This window comes from Streptomyces sp. MZ04 (assembly GCF_004684775.1).
In the GTDB taxonomy this organism is placed as follows: domain Bacteria; phylum Actinomycetota; class Actinomycetes; order Streptomycetales; family Streptomycetaceae; genus Streptomyces.
The window spans coordinates 1-24,715 of sequence record NZ_SRIC01000106.1 but is presented as its reverse complement, the minus strand read 5'-3'; the positions used below and the strand labels follow the sequence as shown (position 1 = coordinate 24,715).

Sequence of the window (24,715 nt, the reverse complement as noted above, 5' to 3'; positions counted from 1 at the left end):
CCCACCCGGCGAGGCGGGCTTGTGGTGACCTTCCAGCTCGCCGTCACCCTCGGCATCCTCACCGCGTATCTCTCCGGCCATCTCCTCGACGAGAGCCGGCGCTGGATGATCGGCCTGGGCCTGCTGCCCGCCGTCACCCTCCTGATCGGCATGTCCGCCCTGCCGGAGAGCCCGCGCCGGCTCTTCACCCACCGCGGTCCCGAGGCCGCGCGCGCCGTCCTCGCCCGGGTGCGCCCCGACACCGCGGCCGTGGACACCGAACTGCGTCAACTCGCCGCGACCGCGGCCGAGGAGGGCGAACGGGGCCTGCGTGCCCGCTGGCTGCGCCCGGCCTTGATCGCGGGCATCGGCCTCGTCGTCGCGTCCCAGATCACCGGCATCAACGCGATCATCTACCAGGCCCCGACGATCCTCGGCGACTCCGGCTTCGGCCGCTCCGCCGCGATGCTGACGACCGTCGGCGTCGGCGTCGTCAACTTCCTCATGGTCGCCCTCGGCATCTGGCTCGTGGACCGAATAGGCCGTCGCAGGCTGCTCCTTGTGCTGCTCCTTGTGCTGCTCCTTGTGCTGCTGCCCGGCGCCGTGCTGTGCCTCGCAGCGCTCGCCGCCGCCTTCGTGAACGGCCAGGCCCCGCAGGGCAACGCCCGGTGGATCGTGGTCCTGGGCATCCTCGGTTACATCGCCTTCAACGGCGGCAGCCTCTCGGTCGTGGTCTGGCTGGCAGGACCGGAGATGTTCCCGCTGAAGGTCCGGGCGGTGGCGGTGGGTGTGTCCACCTTCGCCGTGTGGTTCTGGGTCCCCGAGACCCGGGGCCGCAGCCTGGAGGACATCGAAGGCGCCCTGCGCGCGGGCACGTTCCGCGTGATGCGTTGAGCGGAACGGCCACAGATCTTGCACACACGAGGAAACGCCACCATGAACCCCACTCTCCGGCCCCCAGGGCCCGCGTGGAGCGGCTCGCCCCTCCTTCACCGGACGACTCGTGCCCCGGCCTACGAGCGCTGGTATCGCACCTTCTGGGGCTACGCCGAGCGGCGTATGGTCGATCGTACGAGCGGCAGTTGGTGGCACGAGCTCGATGAGCACGGGCAGCCCGCCTTCACCATCTGGGACGGCAAGCCGGACCTGTACCACGTCTTCCAGGCCACGCTGTTCGCACGCGCCCCGCAGCATCAGGGTCTTGCCGAGGCCGCACGCCAGGGGAGAATCGCATGCCGAGCGCGCCCGTACCCGTCCTGGAGGTCGGCGGCACCCATGTGACCGCCGCGCTGGTGGACTTGGCCGCCAGGGGACTGGTCGGCGATGCGGTGCGCGAGCCGCTGCCCACCCAAGGCACGGCCGAGGAGATCCTCGACGGCATCGCCGCAGCGGCCGCTCGGATCGACGCCCCCTCGGAGGCATCCTGGGGCTTGGCCATGCCAGGACCGTTCGACTACGAAGCGGGCATCGGGCTCTTCCACGATGTCGGCAAGTTCGACGCGTTGTACGGCGTGGACGTGGGAGCCGAGCTGACGCGGCGATTGCGTCCGGCGCCGGCCGCGCTGCGATTCCTCAACGACGCGGACGCCTTCGGCATCGGAGAGTCCTCCGCCGGGGCGGCCGTCGGCCATGCGCGTGCCGTCTGCATCACGCTCGGCAGCGGTGTCGGCTCGGCCTTCCTCGACCAGGGGCAGCCCGTCAACGACGGCCCGCTGGTGCCGCCGGACGGCAGCGTGCATCTGCTGTCGTACGGCGGACGGCCCCTGGAGGACACCGTTTCGCGGCGTGGCATCCGCGCCGCCTACGCCCGTGCGGCGCTGGACGACCCGGACCTCGTTCCCGATGTCTGGACCATCGTCGAGCTTGCCCGGGGCGGCGATCGCCATGCGCGGGCCGTGGTGGACCACGCCTTCCGGGCGCTCGGGGCGGCCCTGGCGCCATGGCTGGCGCGGTTCGAAGCCACCGCGCTGGTCGTCGGCGGCTCGATCGCCGCGTCCTGGGATGTGATCGAGGCATCGCTGAGAGCGGGAGTGGACGCCGAACCCGCCGGGGAACTGGTGGCCCGCACCGCCGAGCGCGCTCACGACGCACCGCTCCTCGGCGCCGCCCGGTGGGCGGTGCGGCCGCGGCCCGCGGCAGCGGGAGGCCGCTGACAGGCCGATAAGATGGGGCTGCGGGCGTGTTGCGGAAGCGCCCGTAGCCTTCGGCTTCGAGGAGAGCGTGAACTCAGTGCCTCCGTCCGGCAGCCCTGGGTCCTCGGGCCCCGCCGCCCCCACGATGCGGGATGTCGCCCGCCGCGCCGGGGTCAGTGCCATGACCGTGTCACGGGTCCTGAAGCAGGACGAGCGGGTCAACCCCGTGACCAGGGAACGGGTGCTCGCCGTCGTCAGTGAACTGGGGTACCGCCGCAACGAGGTGGCCCGCAATCTGCGCCTCGGTCGCCCCAGCGGCATGATCGGCCTGGTCGTCACCAATCTCGCCAACCCCTTCTATTCCCGCCTCGCGCTCGGCGCCGAACAGGTCGCCGAGGAGGCGGGGCTTCGTCTTGTCCTCGGCAACACGGCGGAACAGGCCCAGCGCGAACGTGAGTTGGTGGAGGACCTGGTCTCGCGCCGGGTGGACGGCATGATCGTGGTTCCGGCCGGCGCCTCGCACCGTCATCTCAGCCCCGCCTCGCTCGGCGGCACTCCCGTGGTCTTCGCGTCCCGGCCGCCCTCCGGAATCGAGGCCGACACGGTTCTCGTGGACGACTTCGGCGGGGCCCGCGAGGCCACGGCACAGCTGCTCGCCGAAGGGCGCCGGAGCGTTGGCTTCCTGGGTAATCCGCCCGCTCTGTTCACCGGGGCCGAGCGCTTCCGCGGCTACTGGGCCGCGCATGAGGAAGCCGGGCTGACACCGCGCGAGGACTGGGTGCGCCGTGGCCCGCACGACATCGCCACCGCGGAGGCGGCGGCGATGGAGCTCCTGGACCGCGAAGACGCGCCGACGGCACTGTTCTGCACCAACAACCGCATCACGCTGGGTGCTTACCGTGCGGTGCGCCGCCTCGGCGCCGACATCGCACTCGCGGGCTTCGACGACTTCGAGATGGCGGACATGCTGGGGGTACCGGTCACCGTCGTGTCGTACGACGCGGACGAGGTCGGACGCCGGGCGGCGCGGCTGTTGCTGGACCGGATCGAGCAGGGGGCGGACGCGTCAAAGGGGCAGGCGCGTCGAACGGTCGTGCCGACGACGGTGGTGCGGTACGGCGCGTAGCGCGCTCCAGCTCTCCCTAGGTCCCGCAGCAGCCTGAGGGCTTCGCACACTGACGGCACACCCTCTGCCGACACGGTATCGATAACACCACTCGTCGGCGCCCGCACTCGCCGGGCGACGTAGCGCCTGCTCGATGTCTTCCAGGCTCCGGCCCTTGGTCTCGGATCTCGCCGCGCCGCTCTTGTGGTGTCGGACGGTAGAACATGTGCAGGTCGCTGCCGCACAGCCCCGCGGCCTTCATCTGGGTGACGACCTCACCCGGCCCGGGAGCCGGCGTGGCGCCCGTTGGGGCATGCGCGGCAGGCATGCGCACCGATCAGGAGCTTGTGTCAGCCCCCCGCCGGGCGGCGGCAAGCAGGGTGCCGAGTGCCTTCTGGGATGCCTGGAGCTGCGCGACCGCCTCGGTGATCCGCGCGTCCTCCCGACGCAAATGGTCGACCATGCCCGGGCAGGGCGATGGAATCAGCCGCTCACCGTCGTCGTGGACGCAGTGCAGGATCTGGACTATGACCGCGGTGGGCAGGCCCGCGGCAAGCAGGGCCCGGATGTGACGCACCGCGGCGACATCGGAGCTGGCGTACTCACGGTAGCCGTTGGCCTGCCGTACCGGCCGAAGCAGTCCCTGCTCTTCGTAGTAGCGCAGCAGCCGCCGGCTCACGCCCGTTTTCTCGGCCAGATCACCGATCCGCATGCGACTCCCTCATTCCTACGGTTGACCCTCACATCAATGGCAGGCCTTAGTGTCCCCATTGTCAGTGATCACCCAGAGGAAGGAGTGGTGATGCCGGGAGCAGTGATCATCGGGGCGGGCCCGGGGATCGGCCGGTCGGTGGCCCGCCGGTTCGCACGGGAGGGCCTGCCCATCGCGCTGGTGGCACGGACCGGTGAGACGGCGCAGGCAACAGCCGACGCCGTGGTCCCCTTCGGCGTGCGGGTTGTGCCGTTGACTGCCGACAGCGCCGACGAGACGGCATTGCGCGCCGCCTTGGACACCGCGGCCGACGAGCTCGGTCCGCCGGACGTCGTGGTGTACAACGCCGCCGCCATCCAGCCCGACGCGCCCGGTGAGCTGCCGCTGCGCGGACACCTGAACGCATGGGCGGTCAACGTGATCGGAGCGCTCACCGCCGCCGCGCACGTTGCGCCGACGATGGCGCGGCGAGCGAACGGTTCGTTCATCATCACCGGCGGAATGCCCGAGCCCAAGCCGCAGTACGTGAGTCTCTCGCTGGGCAAGGCCGGAGTGCGGACGCTGGTGAAGCTGCTCGACATGGAATACGGGCCTTCCGGTGTCCATGTGGCCACGGTCACCGTGGCCGGTCCCGTCGCTCCGGGCACAGCCTTCGATCCCGACGACATCGCCGAGCACTACTGGCGCCTGCACGCCCAGGCACGACCTCAATGGCAACAAGAAGTCCTGTACAGCGGACTGGATGTGTCTCATGGCCGGTCGGACTCATGGGCAAAGGCTTGAAGCAGGTGGCGTAGCGATGGGCCGGGCGGGCCCGGTGGGACGGCCAGCATCGTGGTGAGGGTGGGCTCGGCCAGCGGGCGTATGGCGACTCCTGGGACCAGCGGCAGCCCGACCACCTCATAGAAGACTGTCCAGGAGGACGGGCTGGTGCCGATCGCGGTGAGTGTCTCCTGGAAGGTGGTGAACGGCGGTCCCATGAGCGGTTCAGCGCCTGCGGCACGGAAGGCGTCGGTGATCAGGTCGTGGAACGGCGGATTGTTTTCGCGCGGTGCGAGCCTCAGCGGCAGATCGGACAGCTGCTCCAGGCGCAGGGCCGGCTCGGCCGTCAAGGGGTGGCCGGCGGGCAGAGCCACGTAGAGCGGGTCGCTCCACACCGGTATGAGCTCCAGTTCCGCCGCCCTGGGCAGGGCCCTTACCAGGGCGGCATCGAGTTCACCGGAACGCACGGCGGCCAGTCGGTCCGCGAAGGGCAGACGCCGCAGGCGGACTTGCAACTGAGGGGCGATGGAGGCCAGTTGGTTCAGCAGGCGGTAGGTCCGGTCGCCGGGGCCCTGGACGCTGCCCAATCGCAGGATCCCGTCGTCACCGGAGGCGATGTCGGCCGCCACTTGACGCGTGCGGCGCGCGGCCGCCAGTACGGCGCGTGCTTCGGGCAGCAACCGCTCGCCGGCGCCGGACAGCCGCACGTGGCGGGTCGAGCGTTCGAACAGCGTGATCCCCAGCTCGCGTTCGAGGCGACGGATCTGCTGGCTCACCGCAGACTGGACGATGCTGAGGCGCTCGGCGGCACGGCCGAAACCGCCCTCCTCGGCGACGGCCACGAAGTACTGCAGCTGTCTCAGCTCCATACGTTCCTCTCCATACGCTCCTCCGATTCATCACGATCGGTGATTTCTGTAGGCGACAACCGCTTCTGGTTCGCGGCTTCTTCCCCGGTTCAAATGGACCTGATCTCAGGAGATGTGAGGAAAGGGGCAGAGAAGATGACGCGGCACACGGGTGACACCGGGGACGCACTGATCGTGCGGCCCGAGGAGGCCGAGTACGTACCGCTGCCGCATGGCGGAGGCTTCCGGCTGCTGGCCGACGCCGGCGGGACCGGCGGCGCGCTGGGCGCCAACCGGCTCACCCTCGGTGAGGGCGCCGACGGCGCCAGACCGCACCGCCACATGCTGTCGTCGGAGCTGTTCTACGTACTCGACGGCACGATGGAATTCTTCCTGGACGGTGCGGTGACGACCGTGGGCCAGGGTGGTCTTGTCGTCGTCCCGCCCGGGATGCCGCATGCCTTCGGCGCCGCTCGCGGCTCGACCGCCGACCTGATCGCGGTCCTGACGCCGGGCATCGACCGATTCGGCTACTTCAGGGCTCTGGGTCGTATCCAGCACGGCCTGGAGTCCTTTGACAGCCTCCTGTCCGAGCAGGACCGCTATGACGTGCACTTCCTCGATGCCTCGGCCTGGCAGTCCGTGCGGACCGGCTGAGGGGCTGGACCGGTCGCCCTGAGCCGGTGTCGTGGCTCGGCCCGCGACCGGCGGCGTCCGGTCGCGGCCGGGACCGTCGCCGGGCCGCCCTGCCCCTCTGTGAGCATCGTGCCCCCAATGGCGCGCGGCTCAGGAGACCGGTATGCGTACATGGCAGGAATGGACGGCGGCAGTGCGGCTGTTGTGGCGAGCGGGGCCCCGGCACACCGTCGCACTCGCCCTGACCGTGGTCTGCGGGGCGCTCACCGGCCCGCTCATCGTGGTCGCGACCGGACGGCTCGTCGGCGCGCTGCCCGGAGCCGTGGCGGCGGGCGCCGGGTCGGCCGAGGCCCGGCACGCACTGGGCGTCCTCGTCGTGTTCGCCGTGCTGATCGTCGTACGCACGGGACTGCGCGCCCTGGACGGCGGGCTCGCGGCGGTGCTGCGGCTGCGCGCGGCCGGCGTGGTGGAGGACAGGGCCATCGCGGCCGGGACAGGGCCGGACGGCATCGGACACCTCGAAGAGCCGGGCTACGCCGATACGCTGCGCCTGGCCACCGAGCCGGGCACCAGGCCGGACCAACTCGCCGCCCTGCTGCCCGAGATCGTGCGTCCCCGGCTCGAAGGGATCGGCCTGCTCCTCCTGTTGGCGCCGCTCGCGTGGTGGGCGCCGCCGCTGCTCGGGCTCGCCGCGGTGCTGACCTACCGCTCCTATCTGCGTCTGTCGCGCCAGGTGCACGGCAGCATGGAGTCGGCGAGCGCGGTGATCCGAAGGGCGGGCTATCTGCGGTCACTTGCCGTGGATTCCGAGCCCGCCAAGGAGATACGTGTCTTCGGGCTCGGTGACTGGCTCGCCGACCGGATGACGGCCGTCTGGCAGTCGGGCATGGCCAGGGTCTGGGCCACCCGGGGGACGGCCGCGCGGCGCGCCTACGGCGCGGTGGGGTTCGTGGTGCTCGCGGAGGGCGTGGTCCTCGGGTACGCGGCCTTCGCCGCCGCGCGCGGCGAACTGAGCCTCACCCAGCTCGTGATCAGTGCCCAGGCGGCGCTCGCCCTGCCCGCGCTCGGCTGGGTCGGCGACGACGACCTCCTGGTGCGCGACGCGCTGCTGGGTCTGCGGTCGCTCGCCGAGCTGGAGCGGCGGGGGACCGCCAACAGCGCCCGGATCGGAGATACGAGCGGGCGGGCTCCGGAAGTCCGCCGTCGCATCGCCTTCGAGGCCGTGGACTTCACCTATCCCGGCACGGACAAACCCGTGCTGCGCGGACTCGACCTGGAGGTCCCGGCCGGGACCTCCGTGGCGCTCGTCGGGGCCAACGGCTCCGGCAAGACGACGCTGATCAAACTCCTCGCGCGGCTCTACGAACCGGGCGCCGGGCGCATCACCGTGGACGGCGCGGACGTACGGGAGTGCGACGCGCGGCAGTGGCGCCGGGGAATCTCCGTCGTCTTCCAGGACTTCGTGAAGTACCCGCTGACGCTGCGCGACAACGTGGCGATGGGCGCCCGGGACGACGGCCGAGACCCCCACGCCCTTGAGCGCGCCCTGGAACTGGCCGACGGTGCCGAGCTGCCCCGCATGCTCGAGGCGGGCTGGGACACCGTGCTCTCCCGGCAGTTCGAGGGCGGCGCCGACCTGTCCGCGGGCCAGTGGCAGCGGGTCGCGCTCGCCCGCGCGCTCCTTGCCGCACGGTCGGGGGCCGTGCTCGTGCTCGACGAGCCCACCGCGCATCTCGACGCGCGGGCGGAGGCCGCCTTCTTCGACCGGTTCCTGACGGTGAGCGGGGGCGCCACCACGATTCTGGTCTCGCACCGCTTCTCGGGCGTACGCAAGGCCGATCTCATCCATGTCCTGGACGGCGGGCGGATCGTGGAGAGCGGCACGCACGACGAGTTGATGGCTTTGGGCGGCAGGTACGCCCGGATGTACCGGCTCCAGGCCGAGCGATTCGCCGACGGTGACGGTGGCTCCGATGCTGCTGAGCCTTGGGATGATGCCGCTGGTGCCTGTGTATCCCCGCAGGCACCTCCGGCCATGGTGGAAGGCCCACCCGCAGTCGACGCCCCCGAGGTCTCCGGACGCGGTTGGCGCGACGTGCTCGACGCGCTGCGCACCCTGATCGCCGAGTCCTTCCGGGAGTCGTGGAAACTCGCCGTGCTCGGGCTGCTGCTCGTGCCCGCCGCGGCCGGACTCGCGGCCCTGCAGGCACTGTGGCTGAGGTCCATGGCCGAGGGCGCCCAACAGGGGCTGCTCGAAGCCACGGTGACGGCGGCGGTCCTGCTCGTGGTGAGCCTCGGCGTGTGGGAAGCGGTCGAACTCGCCGCCATCGGCGCCAGGATCGGGCTCAGCGAGCGGGTGGGCTTCGCCTTCGACCGTCTCCTCGCCCGGCTCTCCGCGGGCATTCCCGGCCTTCGCCACCAGGAGTCGCCCGCGTTCCAGGACCGGCTGCACCTGCTGCGGGACCGCACCCTGGCCATGGGAGCGCTGCTCAACTGGGTGCTCAACCTGCTCGAACAGCTCGGCGGCTTCCTGGTGACCGCCGCTCTCCTGGCCACCGTCCACCCGGCCCTGCTGGCGCTTCCGCTCATCGGGGCACTCGCCCTGCGCCTGCAGATCTCCGCCCGCGGCGTCATGGCCCGCGCCCAGGAGGCCACGGCGGCCGACTACCGGCTCGCCGGGCGGCTTGCCCGCCTCGCCACATCGCCGGCGGCGGGCAAGGAGCTGCGCGTCTTTGATGCGGGGCCCGAACTATGGGCCAGGATAGGGGAGTTACGTAGCCGCGCGGACGGTGTGAAGAGCCGGGCGCAGTGGCGGGTGACCGCGATCGGCTGTGCGGCCGGGCTGCTCAACTCGCTCGGCCTGATCGGTGCGGTCGCCTTCGTCGTGCATCTCGCGGTGACCGGGCGGGCTGGCCTCGGCGCCGTACTGCTCGCCGTCGTCCTGGCCGGACGGTTCACCGGTCACGTCGGCGGACTCGTGCAGGCCACGGGCGCCGTCGTCGAACTCCTGCAGAGCGCCGAGCGGTTGCGCTGGCTGCGCGTGTACGCGGATCGGGCGAGCCTCGCGCCCACGGCTTCTGCTTGCGCCGCCGTGCCGTCGAAGCTGCGGCAGGGCATCGCCCTCGAAGGGCTGTCCTTCCGCTATCCGGGGACCGCCGCGGCCACGCTGCACGACGTCGAACTGCGGCTGCCCGCCGGGGGAGTGGTGGCCCTGGTCGGTGAGAACGGCTCCGGGAAGTCGACGCTCGTCAAGTTGTTGTGCCGGATGCACGAGCCGACGCGGGGCAGGATCATGGTCGACGGGACCCGCCTCGACGCCCTGGCCCCGGAGCGGTGGCGCGAGCGGATCGGCGCCGCTTTCGAAGACTTCGTACGCTTCGAGTTCACGCTCCGGGAGACGGTCGGCGTCGGAGATCTGCCACGCATCGACCACCCGCGGACTGTCGTGACCGCTCTGGAGCGGGCCGGTGCCGCCGACCTGCCCGGCACACTGCCGGACGGCCCCGACACCCAGCTGGGCAGTCGCTGGGAGCGCGGGGTCGATCTGTCGACCGGGCAGTGGCAGAAGCTGGCGCTCGCGCGCGCCCTGATGCGCCCGGCACCCCTGCTGCGCATCCTGGACGAGCCGACCGCTTCCCTGGACGCGGAGACCGAACACGTCATCTTCGAGCGGTACATCGAGGCCGCGCGCCGCCCCCGGCCCGACGGCGGCGATCCGGGCACGGTCACGCTGCTGGTCTCGCACCGGTTCTCGACCGTACGCGGCGCCGACCTCATCGTCGTACTCGACCACGGGCGGGTCGCCGAGACGGGCCGGCACGAGGAACTCCTCGCCCGAGGTGGCCTCTACGCGCAGATGTACGGAGTCCAGGCGCGCGCCTACCAGTGACGGGCACGCGGAAGGAGCGCCGGCCCGGGCCGGCGCTCCTTCTGTTTTCCTCTTACGGACTTTCCTCTTACGGACTGTTGCCGCCTACGGACTGTTGCTGTCTACGGACTTTCTGCCCGCGGACGGTTATGCGGCAGCGTCCTGCGCCACCACCCAAGCCGGGTCCCGGGGCTCCACCTTGTTGGCGAAGGCCACGAGCTGGGTGTACGCGGCCAGGTCGGCCATCGCGGACTGGATCCGCGGCAGCGCGGTGTCCGCCGCCGGGGCGTCGATCCGCTCCAGCCAGTCACCGATGAGCGTGGCCACGGCGCGGGTGCGGTCGAGCATGTCGTGGCAGATGCCGAGCGGGCCGCCTGTCGTGGCCTGCTCGGTGAACGCCTGCCACAGTTCGGCAGCGTGCGGCACCTCGCCGAGGCTGGTGCCCCGGCGGTAGAGCCGGTCGTAGTCGAGCCTGCTGTACCAAGCAGCCGTCTCCTTGGTCATGGTGCCCGTCGCGAGGATGTCGGCCACCTGGGCCAGCATCCGCACGGCGCCGCCGAGCCGGTCCCGTGCCGCCGCGGCGTACACCGCGGAACCGGCAAGACCGTCGCCGTGCTCGGCGAGTTCCAGCGCCCGGCACAACTCGCTGGTGGCCGCGGTCACTTCGGTGCCCGCCGCCATCGCGAGCTGCTTCTTGTCGCGCAGGTCCTCCTCGCTGAGGCTGAGGAGCTTGTTGCAGACTGCGCTCATATCCCGTTCCTCCTTCCTTGCCCGGCGCCGACGACGGCGACGGCACTGGGGGTCATGCCGAGGATGTTGATGACGGCCAGCGCCTGACCGTAGATCCGGATGCGGTCGAACGCGGTGAGCAACTGCCAGGCCACGCGCTGCCAGTCGGCGGGACGCGCGTCCGCGGCGTGTGCCGCGAAGCCGTCGAGGTCCGCCGAGAACGCGGTCAGCGCGGTCACGAAGTGGCCGAACGCCGCCTCGTCGCCGCCCTCTTCGTAGCGCAGCGCGATGGCCTCGACGGCGGCCTTGTCCAGCTGCACCAGGTCGGCGTCACGGGCGGTGGTGAGCGTCTCGCGCACCGGGGCGGTCCCGCCGCCCGCGGCCCGCAGCCGCTCGTCGTGGACCGGGTAGAAGCCGAGCTCGTGGGCGACGCGGTGCGAGCTGCGGTACTCCACAAGGCCGGCGCGGATGGCGGCGGCGGCGCAGCGTACCCGCAGGGCTGCCTGGCGCACGTCGTTGAGCTCCAGGTCGGAGTGCATCAGGTGAAGCTCGCTGCCCGCCCGCATGAAGTGGGCCGAGCCGGTGGCGATGGGGCCGTCCACGCGCTCGTACAGGGACTGTTCGGCCACGCTGCCGTCAGGCAGGTTGGGGGCTTTGTTGCAGACCCTACTCATATAGGTCGTGCCTCCTTGGTTGTCCGATGTCGGTTGTCCGATGTCGGTAGTGCGGTGTGTCGGTAGTGCGGTGTGTCGGTGGTGCGGTGTGTCGGTGGTGCGGTGTGTCGGTCGTGCTGTGTGTCGGTCGTGCTGTGTTGCGACGCCCGGTGTCCGGTGTCCGGCGTTCGGCGGGAAGCCGCACCAAACCGACGGACGGCATTCCACGAATGCCGTAGTGACAGCCGGTGCGGTGCCCGGTCGCCGATACGCGGGATCCGAGCGGTAGTCGGATGTTCGCAACGCGCCCCTGGGGGCGGTCCGCGAAGTCGGGCACCGCCGGACAGATCCGGATGGCCTCGGCCAGGCGACGTTCACAGGGCGTCGCCGGCGCGAGCCGGTGCGGAGGATGCGAGCGGTGGCAGAGGGAACGGGGGCGGCGGAGCACCCGCCGGACGGGGGGCTGCGGGCGGGCGGCGGCAGGCGTCGGCCCGGTCGATTACGTGGATACGACGGACGCACTGGCCGCGTTGCTGCGCCAGTTGCGCCGTCGCGCCGCGCGCAGGAACGGGGGCGCACAGCTCACCTACCGGCAGCTCGCGGCGCGCACGGGCTGGGCGCACGGGGTGATCGGCGACTATTTCGCGGGCAAGACCCTGCCGCCCACGGACCGCTTCGACACGCTGGTCCAGGTGCTCGGCGCCACCGGCCGCGAACTGCGCCTCCTCGCGACGGCCCGCGACCGGGTGGAGGAGGCGCGCCGCTCCCGTCTGGCCGCGGGCGGCCGCACCGGCCCGCCCGGCACGGACGACGCCGGTCCGTTACCGCCCGTACCACGGCAATTGCCCGCGGATGTGCCGGAACTCCCGGGCCGTGGATGGGAGTTGGACGCGCTCGACGTGCTCCGCCCGGAGGCGCGGGGCGGCGGCCCCGTCGTGGTCGCGCTCGACGGGCCCGGCGGTGTCGGCAAGTCGGCACTCGCCGTGCACACGGCCCATCGACTCGCCGAGCGGTTCCCCGACGGTCAGCTCTATGCCGACCTGCGGGGCTCACGCCATGACGAGCGTCCCGTCGCGCCCGCTGACGTGCTCAGGCGATTTCTCTGCGCGCTGGGTGCTCAGAGGCTGTATCCGTGCAGCGCGGCGGACGCGGTGGCGGCCTACCGCACGCTGCTCACCGAGCGACGGGTGCTGATCGTCCTGGACAACGCCCGCGACGCCGCCCAGGTCCGGCCCCTGTTGCCCGCGGCGCACGGCTGCGCGGTCCTGGTCACCAGCCTCGGCGTCCTCGCCGCCGTGAACGGCGCCAACCACCTCCACCTCGCACCGCTGCGGCCCCCTGCGTCCATCGCGGTGCTCGAACTCTGGGCGGGGCAGGGCCGGTTGGGCGCCGATCGCGACGCCGCCGAGGCGATCGCGCGGCACTGCGGTCACCTCCCGCTGGCCCTGCGCATCGCGGGCGCCCGCCTCGCGGCACGCCCCCGGTGGCCTGCGCGGGAACTCGCGGGGCGGCTCGCCGACCCCGCGCGCCGCCTGGCGGAACTGTCCTTCGCGGACCTGGACATGCGTACGGCCCTGGAGGCGGGCCACCGGGAACTGCTGACCCGCGGTCCCACCGGCCGGGCGGCGGCTCTCGCGCTCCCCCTGCTGGCGGCGGAACAGGGCGAGTTGACGGTGGCGGACGCCGCGGCGACGACGGGCGGGGCGCCGTCGGCGACCGAGGTGATCCTGGAGCAGCTGGTCGACGTGCAGTTCCTGGAGTCCCGGGCGCCGGGCCGCTACCGCTTCCACCCGCTCACCCGGCTGTTCGCCCGCATGCTGCCTTGAGCGGCTCGGTCAGGCGGTCAGCGCCGCGAGCTCCGCGTTGGCGCGCTCGGTGACCAGGGCGAGGACGCGCCCGGCGGCGACCAGGTCGTCGGAGGGGATCCCGCCCCAGATGCGGGCGGAGACGGGGGCGGTCTCCGCGCCGACGGTGTCGGTCAGCTCGCGCCCCGCATCCGATGCGAGAAGGTGCGCGCCGTCCGCGACGAGCAGCTGCTTGGCGAGGAGTTCGTCGAGAGTGACGCGGATGTCGGCCGGATCGGCCTTGAGGGAGCCCCGGACCTCGGCGACGAGTTCGTCCGGCGTCCGCGGGGCGTCGGCGGTGATGGCGGCGCGCAGGGCTATCTGCTGCTGGTACGTGATGCCGTGCAGGCCCAGGACGTGCTCCAGGACGCCGCGGGCGGCGTAGTGGGCCAGGGCGAGGTCGCGGGCGTTGGCGACGGGTGCGGTGGTGGTCATGGTGTCGTGTCCCCTAAGTGCTCTCGTCGTTCGGAAGGGCCGGAGCGGCCGGAGCGGCCGGAAAGGATGGAGCGAGAGGTGCGTCGAGCAGGGTCTTCAGTTCGTCGGTGAACGCGCGCGTCCGCTGGGCGTCGAGACCGCCCAGCGGCTCCAGCAACCGCTGAAGCAGTTCCTGGACCACTGCGATGGCCTGCCGCGTGACGGCCTGGCCCTGCTCGGTGAGGGCGAGCTGCACGGCGCGCGGATCGCGCGGATCCCGGGTGCGCTCGATCAGCCCTGCCGACTCCAGGGCGCGCGCCAGCTTTGATACGTAGAGCGCCTCAAGGCCGGTGTGGTCGGCGAGTTGGCGCTGGCTGGGCCGCTCGCCGGTGCGCTGCATGCCGTACAGCGACGCCACCAGTGAGTACTGCGCGTGGGTGAGTCCCAGCGGAGCCACCGCGCGATCGACCGCGACGCGCCACTTGTTGGCGAGCCGCCATACCAGGAAGCCGGGTGTGGGACCCGGTGAAGCCTTGCTCATGGCAAATAGAGTACATGGCTACTATGTCCATGGCTACTATTTTTGACGGCCGCCCCGCCGACTCACCCCTCGTACCGGCCCAACGCGCCGCCGCCCTCTGAAGGGTTACCACGCTGAGCGGCAGGCCGATGGGCCACCACACCACCCACCACGGCCCATCCGCAGCAGCGGTCGGCGTCGGAGCGTGACCGGTCATGATCTCACCGCCGTGCGGTGGTCGCGGCTCCGTATGATCGCGGCATGTGCATTCGACTGTTTCCGGAGGCTGAACAGGCATGACAGAGCGAAGAGTTGTCATCGTCACGGGCGGCGGAACGGGTATCGGTGCCGCCACCGCCCGGCAGTTGCGCGCGGCCGGGCACCAGGTGGTCGTGTCCGGGCGGCGACCCGAGCCGCTGCGCCGCATCGCCGAGGAAACCGGGGCGCTCGCCCACCCCGCCGACGCGGATGACCCCTCGGCCGTCGCGGGACTCGTCGAGGCGGCCACCGAGACCTACGGCCGCCTCGACGGTCTTGTGCTCAACGCCGGGATCGGGCGCAGCGGAGCGGTCGGCGACCTCTCCGACGAGGACTGGGACGCGGTGCTTCGCACCAACCTCACCGGGCCCTTCCAGCTGCTGCGCGCCGCGCTGCCGCATCTCCTCGACGCGCGCGGCTCGGTGGTCGCCGTCGCCTCGGTCGCCGCCCTGCGCAACGGCGTGGCCAACGCGGCGTACGCGACGTCCAAGGCGGCGCTGCTCCAGCTGTGCCGGTCGCTCGCCGTCGACTACGGCAGGGACGGCCTGCGCGCCAACACCGTCTGCCCCAGCTGGGTGCGCACCGAGATGGCCGACCGACGGATGAACCGGTTCGCCGAGGAGGCCGGTCTCGGGGACGGCGGCGCCGACGCGGCGTACGACGAGGCGACGCGGCTGGTCCCCGCGGGCCGTCCCGGACAGCCGGAGGAGGTCGCCGAGGCGATCACCTGGCTGCTCTCGCCCGCAGCCTCCTTCGTCAACGGCGCGACGCTCACCGTCGACGGAGGGGTGACCGCGGTCGATCCCGGAACGTCCGCGTTCGACTTCAGCATCGCGCCGCGCGGGGGCTGAGCCGTGGGTCAGGCGTAGCGCTCGATGCGCAGCTGGGCCGGTGGGTAGGGCGAGAAGGCGGTCGTGCCCACCGACCAGTAGCCGCCGTCGGCGCCGGGGATCCGGGTCAGCGCCTCCGGCAGGAAGGTGGAGGCGGTCTCCGGGCCCCGCTCGCTGACCCAGGCCGTGCCGTCCCACCGCAGGTAGTGGGCGCGCTTCTGGTCCCAGAAGTCCCAGCCGGAGATCCGGTCCGGCCTGCCGTCGGCGTCCCCCACGATGCCGCTCAACAGGCCCACGCCGAACGGGGCCTTGATGTCGGTCCACTGCGTGCCGTCATAGTGCTGCAGCGTGACGCCGGGCGGTTTGCCGGGCGGTCCGCCCACGCCGTACGCGAAGCCGGTCAGCCAGATGTCGTCGTGCGCGACCGGCAGCAGACCGGACACGGACGCGCGGATCCCGAGCCGGCGTGGCACCACCGTCCAGGCGCCGTCCCACCGGGCGATGATGTCGCCGTGGACCCACACCTCACCGCCCGGCGTCACGTGGACGCCCGACGGTGTGGGCGCGGCCTCGTCCGGCAGCGGCCCGCACCAGCGCCACGTCCCGCCGTCGCCGTGCAGCAGCCCCGCGCGGTCGCCGTGCCGCCCCGACACCCAGAAACCGCCGTCGGGGCCGGACGTGACGTCCGTCAGCCGTGTCCCCGGCTCGCCCCGGCCGGGGAAGTCCGCCTCCCGCCAGGTCGTGCCGTCCCAGGCCAGGAGCTGGTCCTGCCCCGCCGTGTTCGTGCCGAGGGCCCAGGCCGCGCCGCCGGGCGGGCCCGCGGCGACCGCGCGCAGTCCGCCGCTGTACGTCAGGTGGGAGAGGTCGGCGGTCGACCAGGCGGAGCCGTCCCAGCTGAGGGCGATCGGGGTGCCGACGGTGCCGCCGTAACGGCCCTGCTCGCCCACCGCCCAGGCGAGCGTGGGCCCCGCGGCGGCGACCGCGACGAGGTGGGCGGCTTCCTGCCCGGGCGGGGCGGGTACCTCCTGCCACGAACCGGCCGCTGACGATCCGGCGGCCGATGGCCGGGCGGCGGCGGAAGCGGCGGCGGCAGCGGTGTCGGCCGACGGCAGGGGCAGGGTCAACCCGGCGCCGGTGGCGGCAAAGCCACGGACGAATGCGCGTCTTCGCATGAAGGGTCCTTCCTCGGATGGGTGCGTGGCCACCCTGAACCGGGCGCCTTGCGGTGTCTATGCACGCGTATGCGCAATTCGGGGCCTCGGTAGGGTGGTTGACTTGAGGAAGCGAGGGGGCCTTAGAGGGGGACTTATGAGCGCCAGACCTACTCGATCGACTCCATCGACTCGATCGACTCCATCGACTCCATCGAATCAGGCGAAGATCGCTCCGGTGAGTGTGCAGGTCTGCCCGGTCGGCCCCGTCGTCGACATCGTCTTCAGCCGCTGGGCCACGCCGATCCTCTGGACGCTCAACGAGTACGGCCGCCAGCGCTTCGTGGAGCTGCAGCGGGGCATCGAGGGGATCACGCCCAAGGTGCTGACGCAGCGGCTGCGGCAGCTGGAGCGCGACGGCCTCGTCGTCCGCACCTACTACCCCGAAGTACCGCCGCGGGCGGAGTACGAGATCAGCGAACTGGGGCGCAGCCTCGGCCCGTTGTTCGCCACGCTCGCGGAGTGGTCCACCGCCAACCTGGACCGCATCGAGCAGGCCCGCCTCGACTACGACGAGCCCACGGAGCGGTCGTCCGCACAATGCCCTTGATTGCGGCGGGCGTTGACCGAGAGGCGGGCACAGACACATGACAGCAGCGAGCGGCACCTTCCGTATCGGTGGCGAAATCGGCGTACGGCGGCTCGGGTTCGGGGCGATGCGGCTGCCCACCGAGGACGGGGCGCCCCGGGAAGCCTCGATCGCGGTGATCCGGCGCGCCGTCGAACTGGGCGTCACACTGATCGACACGGCGTTCATGTACGGATGGGGCGCCAACGAGGAGCTTCTGGCCGAGGCGCTGTATCCGTACCCGGACGACGTGCTCATCGCGACCAAGGTCGCCGTCGAGCAGTCGGCTCCCGGCGAAGAGGCGCAGATCAACGGGCGGCCGGAATTCCTCCGTGGCCAGGTCGAGCAGGCCCTGCGCCGGCTTCGGACCGAGCGGATCGAGCTGCTCCAGATGCACCGGCTCGATCCGAAGGTGCCGCTCGCCGATCAGCTCGGTGTGCTGCGGGAGCTCCAGAACGACGGCAAGACCGGCCACATCGGACTCTCCGAGGTGACCGTCGACGAGCTCGCCGAGGCGCGGCGGATCGTCGACGTCGCGAGCGTGCAGAACCGCTACAACCTGCTCGACCGCGAGCACGAGAGCGTGCTCGACGCCTGTTCCGACGCGGGCATCGCCTTCCTGCCCTGGCGGCCGGTGCACCCCGCGGCATCGACCGAAACGGCCGAGATCGCCGCCGTGGCGGCCGAACTCGACGCCACGGCCGCGCCAGTGCCCTAGGGCCTGTCCGATGGGTCCTGCCGGGGCCGCGACCCCTGGCACGCGCTCCCCCAAGCTCTCGGCTTCGCTCGAGCAGGGAGGTGCCCCCTCCGGCGTTGTCGTCGGTTGCCAACGCTCCGCATTGTCGCCCTACTCCGCCTTGCAGCCGCACGCACCAGGGCCCGCCCGGCCCTGACCAATCGGCGCCCGGCGCGAAGGCCGGCCTGACCCACCGGACAGGCCCTAGCCTGGCTGCTCGCGCGCTCACCGGTCGTACTGCCGATTCCGGGCACCGCCTCGCTCGGCCACCTGGAGGAGAACATCGCGGCGGGAAGCCTCCGGCTCAGTGACGAGCAGTGGCAGCGGCTCGACCGGATCGCGGTGCGGTGAGCGGCTAGGTCATCAAGTCCCCGGCAGGACGGTCGATCCGGTAGAGGTGGTGAGCGCGGTCGTCGAGGGGATTGTCCGGCTCCAGACTGACCTCGGCGACGCGGCGCATGCCCGCCTTCTCCAGCGCGCGCCAGGACGCGGTGTTGCCCACGTGCACCGGGACGAGCATCGCGGTGGCGTCGGGGTGGTCGCTCCAGGTGGCCTCGATGACCGCCCGCAGCATGAGCGTGCCGAGGCCGCGGCCGGCCCTGCGCGGGTCACCGATGAGGTAGTCGACGGACACGGCGCCCTCCGGTACGTCGGCCTGCTCCACCAACTCGGCCAGATACTCGGGGTAGTCGGCGAGGCGGCAGCGCTGTACGAGACCGAACGGCTCGCCGTCGAGCAGCATGAGCAGTCCTCGGAGGGCTCATCGCCGCGCGGGGAGGGCGGGTGGCTCTCCGATCGTCTCTTCGGTCTGGTCAAGGGCGGCGATGCCCTCCGAAGAGCCGAGGGGAGTCACCGTGCGCGCTTGAGGTCAACCCGTGCTACTCACCCCGGCATGAGTAGCCGACCTCACGCGGCACCCGTGCCGCGCCGTCTAGCCTCCGGGCATGAGCCACTTTCAGCAGGTCACCGACCCGGACCGGGTGACGGTACGCACCCCGCGGCGAGGCGCGGGGTCGCTGGTACTCGGTGCTGTCGCCGTCTCGATGATCGGGTGCCCTTGGCTGCCGGGCGGCGTCTCGCCGTGGCTTCGCTTCTTCCCCGTGTACTTGATCGTGCCCGCGGGGATCTGCGCTGTCGTCGCCGGTTTCGGCGCGCTGCGCTCCCTGCGGGGCGAGGAGGCGGCCGACCGTCGCTGGGCGCGGGTCGGGGTCGGGCTCGGGGCCGTGGCGATCGTGGTGCCGGTGAGTGTGGTCATCTGGGCGTGGGTGGTGCTGAGCCGCATGGAGGCCTGACGCCGGGTATCGGGCTCACTTCTCCCGCTCGGCCGCCACGATGCCGAGGAGTCCCGGAAACCGCTGCTCGACATCGGCCCTGCGCAGGGTCGCCATCCGGCTGTTGCCCCGCGAGACCTGCTGGACCAGGCCGGCCTCCCGCAGCGCCCGGAAGTGGTGCGTGACCGTCGCCTTGGAGACCGGCAGTCCGAAGGAGCTGCACGTACGCGCCGTGCCGTCGGGCGCGGCCGCCAGCTCGCGCACCACGCGGCGGCGCAACGGGTCCGCCAGCGCCGCGAGCACCGGGCCGAGCTCCATCTCCTCGACGGTCGGGTGACCTTCGTCGTCGGGCATCCGGACTCCTTCCGCTGGGCCACGTACGCCGAGGTGGCGCGGCCAGGCTCGACCCTGTAGGTACGACTTGCATCATACCTGCGAGGTCGCTAGCGTCCGGCAGGTACGAATTTCGTCGTACCTATCGACTGTCGATGCGTGTCCATCGGTACGCGTGTCCATCGGCATGCGTATCCATCGGCATGCGTATCCATCGAGGAGAGAACCTTCATGACCCAGCCCACGACCCGGCCCTTCACGCTCGTCGGCACCGCTCGTCCCAAGCCCGAACGCGCCGCGGAGCTGAAGCGGCTCCTGCTCTCGTTCGTCGAGCCGACCCGGCAGGAGCCCGGCTGTCTCGAGTACCACTTCCACGAAGACCGAAATGAGCCGGGCGTCTTCGTCTTCTACGAGGCCTGGCGCACCCAGGATGATCTCGACGCGCACCTGGCGCTCCCGCACATGCGCGCCTTCTGGGAGCGGCGGATGGATTACCTGGCCTCCGACCTCGAGATCCGCTACCTCACGATGCACAGCCCTTACTGACCTCACTGACATTGTGTTTGGCGTTCGTGTACGACCGGATTGCCGAGGAAGTCGGGAGGTGGGGTTGATGACCGCGCTCAAGGCCGCTGCCCTGCGCACCGCCCGGACCTCCCTCACGTCCCGGGCCGCGGCCTGACGTCAGCCGGCTCGACCTCAGCCGGATGTGCCCCCGCCGGGAGCGTGAGCTCGCGGGGCGACACTCACACGAACCCGCCATGAAACGGACTCTCATCCATCATGAGCATCGACTGGATCACGCGCGCCGAGACCAGCGCTGACATCCCCGCCATCCGCGACATCGTCCTCGCCGCGTTCGACACGCCGTCGGAGGCCGACCTCGTCGACGCCCTGCGCGCCGACTCGTCCTGGCTGGACGGCCTTTCCATCGTCGCCACCGACCGGGACGACAGGCCCGTCGGTCACGCGCTGCTCACCCGCTGCCACATCGGCGACACCCCGGCCCTGTGCCTGGCTCCCGTCGCCGTACTGCCCGAGTACCAGAAGACCGGTGCCGGGTCCGCGGCCATCCGTACGGCGCTGTGGGCCGCCAAGGACAGGGGCGAGCGCTTCGTCACCGTCCTCGGGCACCCGGCGTACTACCCGAGGTTCGGCTTCTCCCGTGCCTCCGCCCACGGCATCGGCATCGGCATCGACGTCCCGGACGAGGCCATGATGGCCCTCGCCCTCGACGCCGCGCACCCGCTGCCCGGCGGCACCGTCCGCTACGCCGCACCCTTCGGCATCTAGCCCGAACCCGCCGTGCCGGGGCTGCTACACGGCCCCGGCACGGCGGCTGGCATCATCGAGGAATGTCTGACTTGATCATCGCCGCCTGTGACGGAGCCGCGAAGAAGAACCCCGGACCGGCGGCCTGGGCCTGGGTGGTGGCCGACGCCGACGGAACGCCGCGGCGCTGGGAGGCCGGCCCGCTCGGCCACTCGACGAACAACGTGGCCGAACTGACCGCGCTGGCCGAGCTGTTGGAGGCCACCGACCCCGCGGTCCCGCTGGAGGTCCGGATGGACAGCCAGTACGCGATGAACGCGGTCAGCAAGTGGATCGCCTCCTGGAAGCGCAACGGCTGGCTGACCGCGGCGAAGAAGCCGGTCGCGAACAAGGACCTCGTCGTACGCATCGACGCGCTCCTGCAGGGGCGCGCGGTGACGTTCCGGCACGTCGCGGCCCACCAGGTGGACGGCGACCACCTCAACGCGATCGCCGACGTGGCGGCCAGCGACGCCGCGACCTCGCAGGAGCGGGCCGGTACCGCCCACGGCGCGCAGGAGATCCCGCAGCCGCGCCCCGAGCGCATGACGTCCGCACCCGCGGGCCGCGCCCGCAAGGCCACCGCCGGACGTGCAACCAAGTCGGCCTCCGGCAAGGCGACTTCGGCCCCGGTCATCAAGGCCAAGTTCCCCGGCCGCTGCCACTGCCAGAAGCCGTACGAGGCCGGCGAGAAGATCACGAAGAACGCGCACGGCTGGGGGCACGTGGAGTGCCGGGACGTCTGACGCGGGCCCGTCGGCTCTCTGTCCGGTGCGGGCGCACGCTCGTGCGCCCGCAGGCCGGTGTCAGCCGAAGGCGCTGAACACCGCTTCGGCGCGGTCGCGTCGGGAGTGCATCTCCCAGGCGGTGTCGGCGATCGCGTCCGGGTCGAGGGACATGCTGCCCACGTCGCCGAACGCCTCCGGCTGCGACGTCACCGACCGGTGGAGGTCGCCGCGCTCGACGAGCCCGCCGATGATCAGGCTTCCGACGTGGATTCCCTTGTCGGAGACCGCCGCGTTGAGGGTCAGCGCGTAGTTGTGCAGGGCCGCCGACGAAACCGCGAAGGCGCCCAGGTCGGGCATCGGCGTGACGGCGCTCAGCCCGCCGGCGAAGAGCAGCCCGCCGGTGCCGCGCTCGAGCATGCCGGGCAGCACCTTGTTCGCCACGTCGATGGCCGGATACACCATGCACATCGCCTCCTGGGTGCTCCGGGCATCGGTCTCGGTGATCGACTTCGGCCGGGCGTCCGGGTCGACCGCGCCCGGCCCGTAGTAGACGAGGTCGATGGTCCCGTACCGCTCGGCGACTGCGTCGAGGGCGGCGAGGAGGTGCCCGCGGTCCCGTACGTCGGCGACGAAGGCCCCGGCTTCGACCCCCGCCCCGGCCAGCTCGGCGACGTATCCGGAGTGCCGGGCGCCGCTGCGGGAGACGAGTGCGACGGCGTGGCCCTCACGGCCGAAACGATGCGCGATGGACATGCCGAGTCCGGGTCCTGCCCCGATGACGACGGCGGTCTTGCGTGCGGATCGTGCTGATCGTGCTGATGCAGACAAGGCGGTGCCCTTCGAATCAAGTGATCAAGTGAATCGAGCGAGTCGCATTCCTACCCGTTCCTACCCGTGAACTTGAGGGGTACCTCAACTTCATTTCGACCGTAGCATGGAATCTGAGGGGCGCCTCAGGTTTCGTATGATGGGGTCATGGCAGCCGGAATCAAGCCGCTGCGGGCAGACGCCGCGCGCAATCGGGACAAGCTCATCGCCGCCGCCGCCGACGTGTTCGGTGAGCGCGGTCTGGACGCGCCGCTGGAGGAGATCGCGCGCCGGGCGGGGGTCAGCATCGGCACGCTCTACAACCACTTCCCCACCCGCGAGGCGTTCCTCGACGCGATCTTCCCGGAGCGTATCGCCGCCGTGGACCGCATCGCCGAGACGGCTCTGACCGACCCGGATCCCTGGAACGGCTTCGTCCGCTTCGTCGAGGAGCTCTTCGCGCTGCAGGCCGAGGACCGTGGTCTCAACGACGCGCTGGGCCAGCGGTTTCCCCTGGCCACCGAGGTGAACGACGCTTGCGGTCGCGGCTTTCTGCAGGTGGAGCGGATCATCGAGCGGGCCCGGGAGAGCGGGCAGCTGCGCCGCGACTTCGAGCCGGCGGACCTGGTCACCCTGATCTGGGCCATGGCGCAGGTGATCCGTGAGTCGGTGGATACGGCGCCGCACGCCTGGCGGCGCTGCCTTGCCTTCTACGTCGACGGACTGCGGGCGGACGCCGCCCGGCCCGTCGCCGTGCCGGCCCTGACCGAAGAGCAGCTCGCCGAGGTCAGGCGCAGGTAGGTGGCCCGACAGGGCTGAGGGCGGGGTGCGCGCAGGCGTGGCCAGATCCTTGCGGTGCATGGCCGTCTGGCCGCTGATGTTGCTCCGGGGCGCGGCGGAGGATCGATGGCATGAAGATTCTCTGGGTGTTCGCCCATCCCGAAGGCCGGTCCCTCAACGGGGCGTTGCGTGACGACGGCGTACAGACATTGCGTGAGCTCGGGCACGAGGTCCGTGAGTCCGATCTGTACGTCATGCGGTGGAAGCCCGTGGTGGACGCCGAGGACTTTCACCGGGAGTCGGTGGACCGGCTGCTGGTCGGCGCCGAGCAGGAACACGCCTACGCCGCAGGCAAGTTGAGCGACGACATCGCGGCCGAGCAGGAGAAGATCGCCTGGGCCGACGCGCTGGTGTTCCAGTTCCCGCTGTGGTGGTTCGGGCCGCCCGCCATCCTCAAGGGGTGGTTCGACCGGGTGCTCGTGCAGGGCTTCGCCTTCGGGCTCCAGGACGACGCGGGGCGGACCCTGCGGTACGGGGACGGCGGCCTCGCCGGGAAGCGTGCCATGGTCGTCACCTCGGTCGGTGCGCGGGAGTCGGGATTCGGGCCGCGCGGCGTCCACGGGCAGGTGGACGAGGTCCTTTTCCCGCTGCTGCACGGCGTGTTCTGGTATACGGGGATGGCCGCGCTCCCGCCGTACGTCGTCTACGGCGCCGATCGTCTCGACGACGCCGGCTATCGCGACCGCACCGCCGAACTGCGGGACAGGCTCCGCGAGTTGCCCGTGACCGACCCGCTGCCCTACCGGCACGAGCACGGCGGCGACTACGGCGGCGACCTCGTCCTGCGTCCGGAGGTCGCCCCGGGACTGACCGGTGTCGCGGCGCACCGTTCCGCACCGGGCGGATAATCGATCGCGGCCGGATCGAGGCCGCGCCAAGGAAGCCGCGACCGACCACGTCGCTCTACCGTGCGCAGCTGTGCCCTATGACGCCCGCCCCTGGCAACAGGCGGGCGGGGCGGGCGTCATAGGGTTGGTGCATGACCCGCTTCGAGGCCGTCACCCGCGTCGCCGCGCCGCCAGAGCTCGTCTTCGACGTCTCGCTGGACGTCGATGTGCACACCGCGTCGATGGCCGCATCCGGCGAGCAGGTCATCGGCGGGGTGGCGGCCGGCGGCATGCGCCTTGGGGAGTCCGTCACCTGGCAGGCCAGGCACTTCGGCGTGCGGTGGCGGATGACGTCCCGGATCACCGCCTTCGACCGGCCCGGACACTTCGTCGACGAGCAGCTGTCCGGGCCGTTCAAACGGTGGCACCACGCCCACCACTTCGAGCCGGACGGGCAGGGCGGCACCGTGATGCGCGACGTGATCGACTTCGCCGCGCCGCTCGGCCCGCTGGGCGCCCTGGCCGAGTGGGCGGTGCTCAACCGCTATATGCCGCACCTCATCCGCACCCGTAACGACCACGTCAAGGCGGCCGCCGAGGCGTCCCGGCGCTGACCCGCGCCGCCCGCGCCGACAAGCGTTGACCGCGCTGACCCGCGTCGCTCCGGGCCCGCCCGCGCCGACCCGCGTCGCTCCGGGCCCGCCCGCGCCGACCCGCGGCGCTCCGGGCCCGCCCGCGCCGCCCGCGCCGACAAGCCCTGACCGCGCCGACCGGCGTCGCCCCGAGCCCGACC

At 71.7% G+C, this 24,715-nt stretch carries 27 protein-coding genes and 2 pseudogenes; 19 read left to right on the top strand and 10 right to left on the bottom strand.

Features of this window, described 5'->3' with window-relative positions; translation table 11 throughout:
* The 4 genes from E2651_RS22090 to E2651_RS22075 form a co-directional block, all read left to right on the top strand.
* On the top strand, nucleotides 1-873 hold an 873-nt coding region (locus E2651_RS22090; RefSeq protein WP_167828856.1), incomplete at its 5' end, for an MFS transporter.
* Between the two features lie 42 nt (nucleotides 874-915).
* The gene (locus E2651_RS22085; protein WP_135332928.1) at nucleotides 916-1,260 is read left to right on the top strand and encodes an AGE family epimerase/isomerase; all 345 of its coding nucleotides are present in this window, start codon (nucleotides 916-918) and stop codon (nucleotides 1,258-1,260) included.
* Nucleotides 1,212-2,132: an ROK family protein gene (locus tag E2651_RS22080; protein ID WP_135332927.1), complete on the top strand. Its 921-nt coding sequence runs from the start codon at nucleotides 1,212-1,214 to the stop codon at nucleotides 2,130-2,132. The genes E2651_RS22085 and E2651_RS22080 overlap by 49 nt, the downstream gene beginning before the upstream one ends.
* A 124-nt stretch (nucleotides 2,133-2,256) precedes the next feature.
* The gene (locus E2651_RS22075) at nucleotides 2,257-3,237 is read left to right on the top strand and encodes a LacI family DNA-binding transcriptional regulator (protein WP_135332931.1); all 981 of its coding nucleotides are present in this window, start codon (nucleotides 2,257-2,259) and stop codon (nucleotides 3,235-3,237) included.
* Between the two features lie 316 nt (nucleotides 3,238-3,553).
* Here the strand turns inward: E2651_RS22075 and E2651_RS22065 are convergent, their stop codons facing one another.
* Nucleotides 3,554-3,928: a MerR family transcriptional regulator gene (locus E2651_RS22065; protein WP_135332925.1), complete on the bottom strand. Its 375-nt coding sequence runs from the start codon at nucleotides 3,926-3,928 to the stop codon at nucleotides 3,554-3,556.
* 90 nt (nucleotides 3,929-4,018) lie between these two features.
* Here E2651_RS22065 and E2651_RS22060 point away from each other — a divergent pair, with 90 nt between their 5' ends.
* Nucleotides 4,019-4,711 carry an SDR family NAD(P)-dependent oxidoreductase gene (locus tag E2651_RS22060; protein ID WP_135332924.1) on the top strand — a complete coding sequence of 231 codons (693 nt, stop codon included), beginning with the start codon at nucleotides 4,019-4,021 and terminating at the stop codon, nucleotides 4,709-4,711.
* Here E2651_RS22060 and E2651_RS22055 read toward each other — a convergent pair.
* The gene (locus tag E2651_RS22055; RefSeq protein WP_135332923.1) at nucleotides 4,678-5,559 is read right to left on the bottom strand and encodes a LysR family transcriptional regulator; all 882 of its coding nucleotides are present in this window, start codon (nucleotides 5,557-5,559) and stop codon (nucleotides 4,678-4,680) included. The two genes, E2651_RS22060 and E2651_RS22055, sit on opposite strands and share 34 nt — an antisense overlap.
* Nucleotides 5,560-5,694: 135 nt before the next feature.
* On the opposite strand from E2651_RS22055, the gene E2651_RS22050 reads away from it, so the two are divergent.
* The gene (locus E2651_RS22050) at nucleotides 5,695-6,195 is read left to right on the top strand and encodes a cupin domain-containing protein (RefSeq protein WP_135332922.1); all 501 of its coding nucleotides are present in this window, start codon (nucleotides 5,695-5,697) and stop codon (nucleotides 6,193-6,195) included.
* A gap of 142 nt (nucleotides 6,196-6,337) precedes the next feature.
* A complete protein-coding gene (locus E2651_RS22045; protein WP_135332921.1) occupies nucleotides 6,338-10,063 on the top strand; it encodes an ABC transporter ATP-binding protein in 3,726 nt (1,241 codons plus the stop codon).
* Between the two features lie 126 nt (nucleotides 10,064-10,189).
* Here the strand turns inward: E2651_RS22045 and E2651_RS22040 are convergent, their stop codons facing one another.
* Together E2651_RS22040 and E2651_RS22035 are read right to left on the bottom strand one after the other, a co-directional pair.
* Nucleotides 10,190-10,792, bottom strand: a complete 603-nt coding sequence (locus E2651_RS22040) for a hypothetical protein (RefSeq protein ID WP_135332920.1) — start codon at nucleotides 10,790-10,792, stop codon at nucleotides 10,190-10,192.
* Nucleotides 10,789-11,445 (bottom strand): hypothetical protein, encoded by a 657-nt coding sequence (locus E2651_RS22035; RefSeq protein ID WP_135332919.1) that lies wholly within the window; start codon nucleotides 11,443-11,445, stop codon nucleotides 10,789-10,791. The genes E2651_RS22040 and E2651_RS22035 overlap by 4 nt, the downstream gene beginning before the upstream one ends.
* Nucleotides 11,446-11,927: 482 nt before the next feature.
* Here E2651_RS22035 and E2651_RS22030 point away from each other — a divergent pair, with 482 nt between their 5' ends.
* Nucleotides 11,928-13,250: a helix-turn-helix domain-containing protein gene (locus E2651_RS22030; RefSeq protein WP_167828855.1), complete on the top strand. Its 1,323-nt coding sequence runs from the start codon at nucleotides 11,928-11,930 to the stop codon at nucleotides 13,248-13,250.
* 9 nt (nucleotides 13,251-13,259) lie between these two features.
* Here E2651_RS22030 and E2651_RS22025 read toward each other — a convergent pair whose 3' ends face one another.
* On the bottom strand, nucleotides 13,260-13,703 hold the full coding sequence (locus E2651_RS22025) for a MarR family transcriptional regulator (protein WP_135332917.1): 444 nt from the start codon (nucleotides 13,701-13,703) through the stop codon (nucleotides 13,260-13,262).
* Nucleotides 13,704-13,716: 13 nt separating this feature from the next.
* Nucleotides 13,717-14,223, bottom strand: a complete 507-nt coding sequence (locus E2651_RS22020; RefSeq protein WP_135332916.1) for a MarR family transcriptional regulator — start codon at nucleotides 14,221-14,223, stop codon at nucleotides 13,717-13,719.
* Nucleotides 14,224-14,498: 275 nt separating this feature from the next.
* Between E2651_RS22020 and E2651_RS22015 the strand changes: the two genes are divergently transcribed.
* Complete coding sequence (locus tag E2651_RS22015; RefSeq protein WP_135332915.1) at nucleotides 14,499-15,311, top strand: SDR family oxidoreductase; 813 nt, start codon at nucleotides 14,499-14,501, stop codon at nucleotides 15,309-15,311.
* 8 nt (nucleotides 15,312-15,319) lie between these two features.
* Here E2651_RS22015 and E2651_RS22010 read toward each other — a convergent pair whose 3' ends face one another.
* Nucleotides 15,320-16,462, bottom strand: a complete 1,143-nt coding sequence (locus E2651_RS22010) for a hypothetical protein (protein WP_135332914.1) — start codon at nucleotides 16,460-16,462, stop codon at nucleotides 15,320-15,322.
* A gap of 217 nt (nucleotides 16,463-16,679) precedes the next feature.
* On the opposite strand from E2651_RS22010, the gene E2651_RS22005 reads away from it, so the two are divergent.
* The 3 genes and pseudogenes from E2651_RS22005 to E2651_RS21995 all read left to right on the top strand — a co-directional run.
* Nucleotides 16,680-17,051 carry a helix-turn-helix domain-containing protein gene (locus E2651_RS22005; RefSeq protein ID WP_245239076.1) on the top strand — a complete coding sequence of 124 codons (372 nt, stop codon included), beginning with the start codon at nucleotides 16,680-16,682 and terminating at the stop codon, nucleotides 17,049-17,051.
* A gap of 37 nt (nucleotides 17,052-17,088) precedes the next feature.
* Nucleotides 17,089-17,772: pseudogene (locus E2651_RS22000) on the top strand (aldo/keto reductase); the annotation flags it as partial.
* Nucleotides 17,773-18,006: 234 nt separating this feature from the next.
* Nucleotides 18,007-18,156, top strand: a pseudogene (locus tag E2651_RS21995) (aldo/keto reductase); the annotation flags it as partial.
* Between the two features lie 4 nt (nucleotides 18,157-18,160).
* On the opposite strand, the gene E2651_RS21990 reads toward E2651_RS21995, so the two are convergent.
* Nucleotides 18,161-18,547: a GNAT family N-acetyltransferase gene (locus E2651_RS21990; RefSeq protein ID WP_135332911.1), complete on the bottom strand. Its 387-nt coding sequence runs from the start codon at nucleotides 18,545-18,547 to the stop codon at nucleotides 18,161-18,163.
* 202 nt (nucleotides 18,548-18,749) lie between these two features.
* Between E2651_RS21990 and E2651_RS44020 the strand changes: the two genes are divergently transcribed.
* Nucleotides 18,750-19,097, top strand: coding sequence for a hypothetical protein (locus E2651_RS44020; protein ID WP_167828854.1), 348 nt, complete (start codon nucleotides 18,750-18,752; stop codon nucleotides 19,095-19,097).
* 15 nt (nucleotides 19,098-19,112) lie between these two features.
* Here E2651_RS44020 and E2651_RS21980 read toward each other — a convergent pair whose 3' ends face one another.
* On the bottom strand, nucleotides 19,113-19,430 hold the full coding sequence (locus E2651_RS21980) for a helix-turn-helix domain-containing protein (RefSeq protein ID WP_135332910.1): 318 nt from the start codon (nucleotides 19,428-19,430) through the stop codon (nucleotides 19,113-19,115).
* A 210-nt stretch (nucleotides 19,431-19,640) separates the two neighbouring features.
* Between E2651_RS21980 and E2651_RS21975 the strand changes: the two genes are divergently transcribed.
* The 3 genes from E2651_RS21975 (at nucleotide 19,641) to E2651_RS21965 (ending at nucleotide 21,466) form a co-directional block, all read left to right on the top strand.
* Nucleotides 19,641-19,955 (top strand): putative quinol monooxygenase, encoded by a 315-nt coding sequence (locus tag E2651_RS21975; RefSeq protein ID WP_135332909.1) that lies wholly within the window; start codon nucleotides 19,641-19,643, stop codon nucleotides 19,953-19,955.
* A gap of 237 nt (nucleotides 19,956-20,192) precedes the next feature.
* Nucleotides 20,193-20,702 (top strand): N-acetyltransferase, encoded by a 510-nt coding sequence (locus tag E2651_RS21970; RefSeq protein WP_135332908.1) that lies wholly within the window; start codon nucleotides 20,193-20,195, stop codon nucleotides 20,700-20,702.
* 62 nt (nucleotides 20,703-20,764) lie between these two features.
* Complete coding sequence (locus tag E2651_RS21965) at nucleotides 20,765-21,466, top strand: ribonuclease H (RefSeq protein WP_209446213.1); 702 nt, start codon at nucleotides 20,765-20,767, stop codon at nucleotides 21,464-21,466.
* A gap of 60 nt (nucleotides 21,467-21,526) precedes the next feature.
* On the opposite strand, the gene E2651_RS21960 is transcribed toward E2651_RS21965, so the two are convergent.
* On the bottom strand, nucleotides 21,527-22,276 hold the full coding sequence (locus tag E2651_RS21960; RefSeq protein ID WP_245239075.1) for an SDR family NAD(P)-dependent oxidoreductase: 750 nt from the start codon (nucleotides 22,274-22,276) through the stop codon (nucleotides 21,527-21,529).
* 147 nt (nucleotides 22,277-22,423) lie between these two features.
* On the opposite strand from E2651_RS21960, the gene E2651_RS21955 reads away from it, so the two are divergent.
* The 3 genes from E2651_RS21955 to E2651_RS21945 all read left to right on the top strand — a co-directional run bounded on the left by E2651_RS21955 (nucleotide 22,424) and on the right by E2651_RS21945 (nucleotide 24,536).
* Nucleotides 22,424-23,056 (top strand): TetR/AcrR family transcriptional regulator, encoded by a 633-nt coding sequence (locus E2651_RS21955; protein ID WP_135332906.1) that lies wholly within the window; start codon nucleotides 22,424-22,426, stop codon nucleotides 23,054-23,056.
* A gap of 110 nt (nucleotides 23,057-23,166) precedes the next feature.
* Nucleotides 23,167-23,943, top strand: coding sequence for an NAD(P)H-dependent oxidoreductase (locus E2651_RS21950; RefSeq protein ID WP_135332905.1), 777 nt, complete (start codon nucleotides 23,167-23,169; stop codon nucleotides 23,941-23,943).
* Between the two features lie 131 nt (nucleotides 23,944-24,074).
* Nucleotides 24,075-24,536, top strand: a complete 462-nt coding sequence (locus tag E2651_RS21945) for an SRPBCC family protein (protein ID WP_135332904.1) — start codon at nucleotides 24,075-24,077, stop codon at nucleotides 24,534-24,536.
* Nucleotides 24,537-24,715 lie beyond the last annotated feature (179 nt).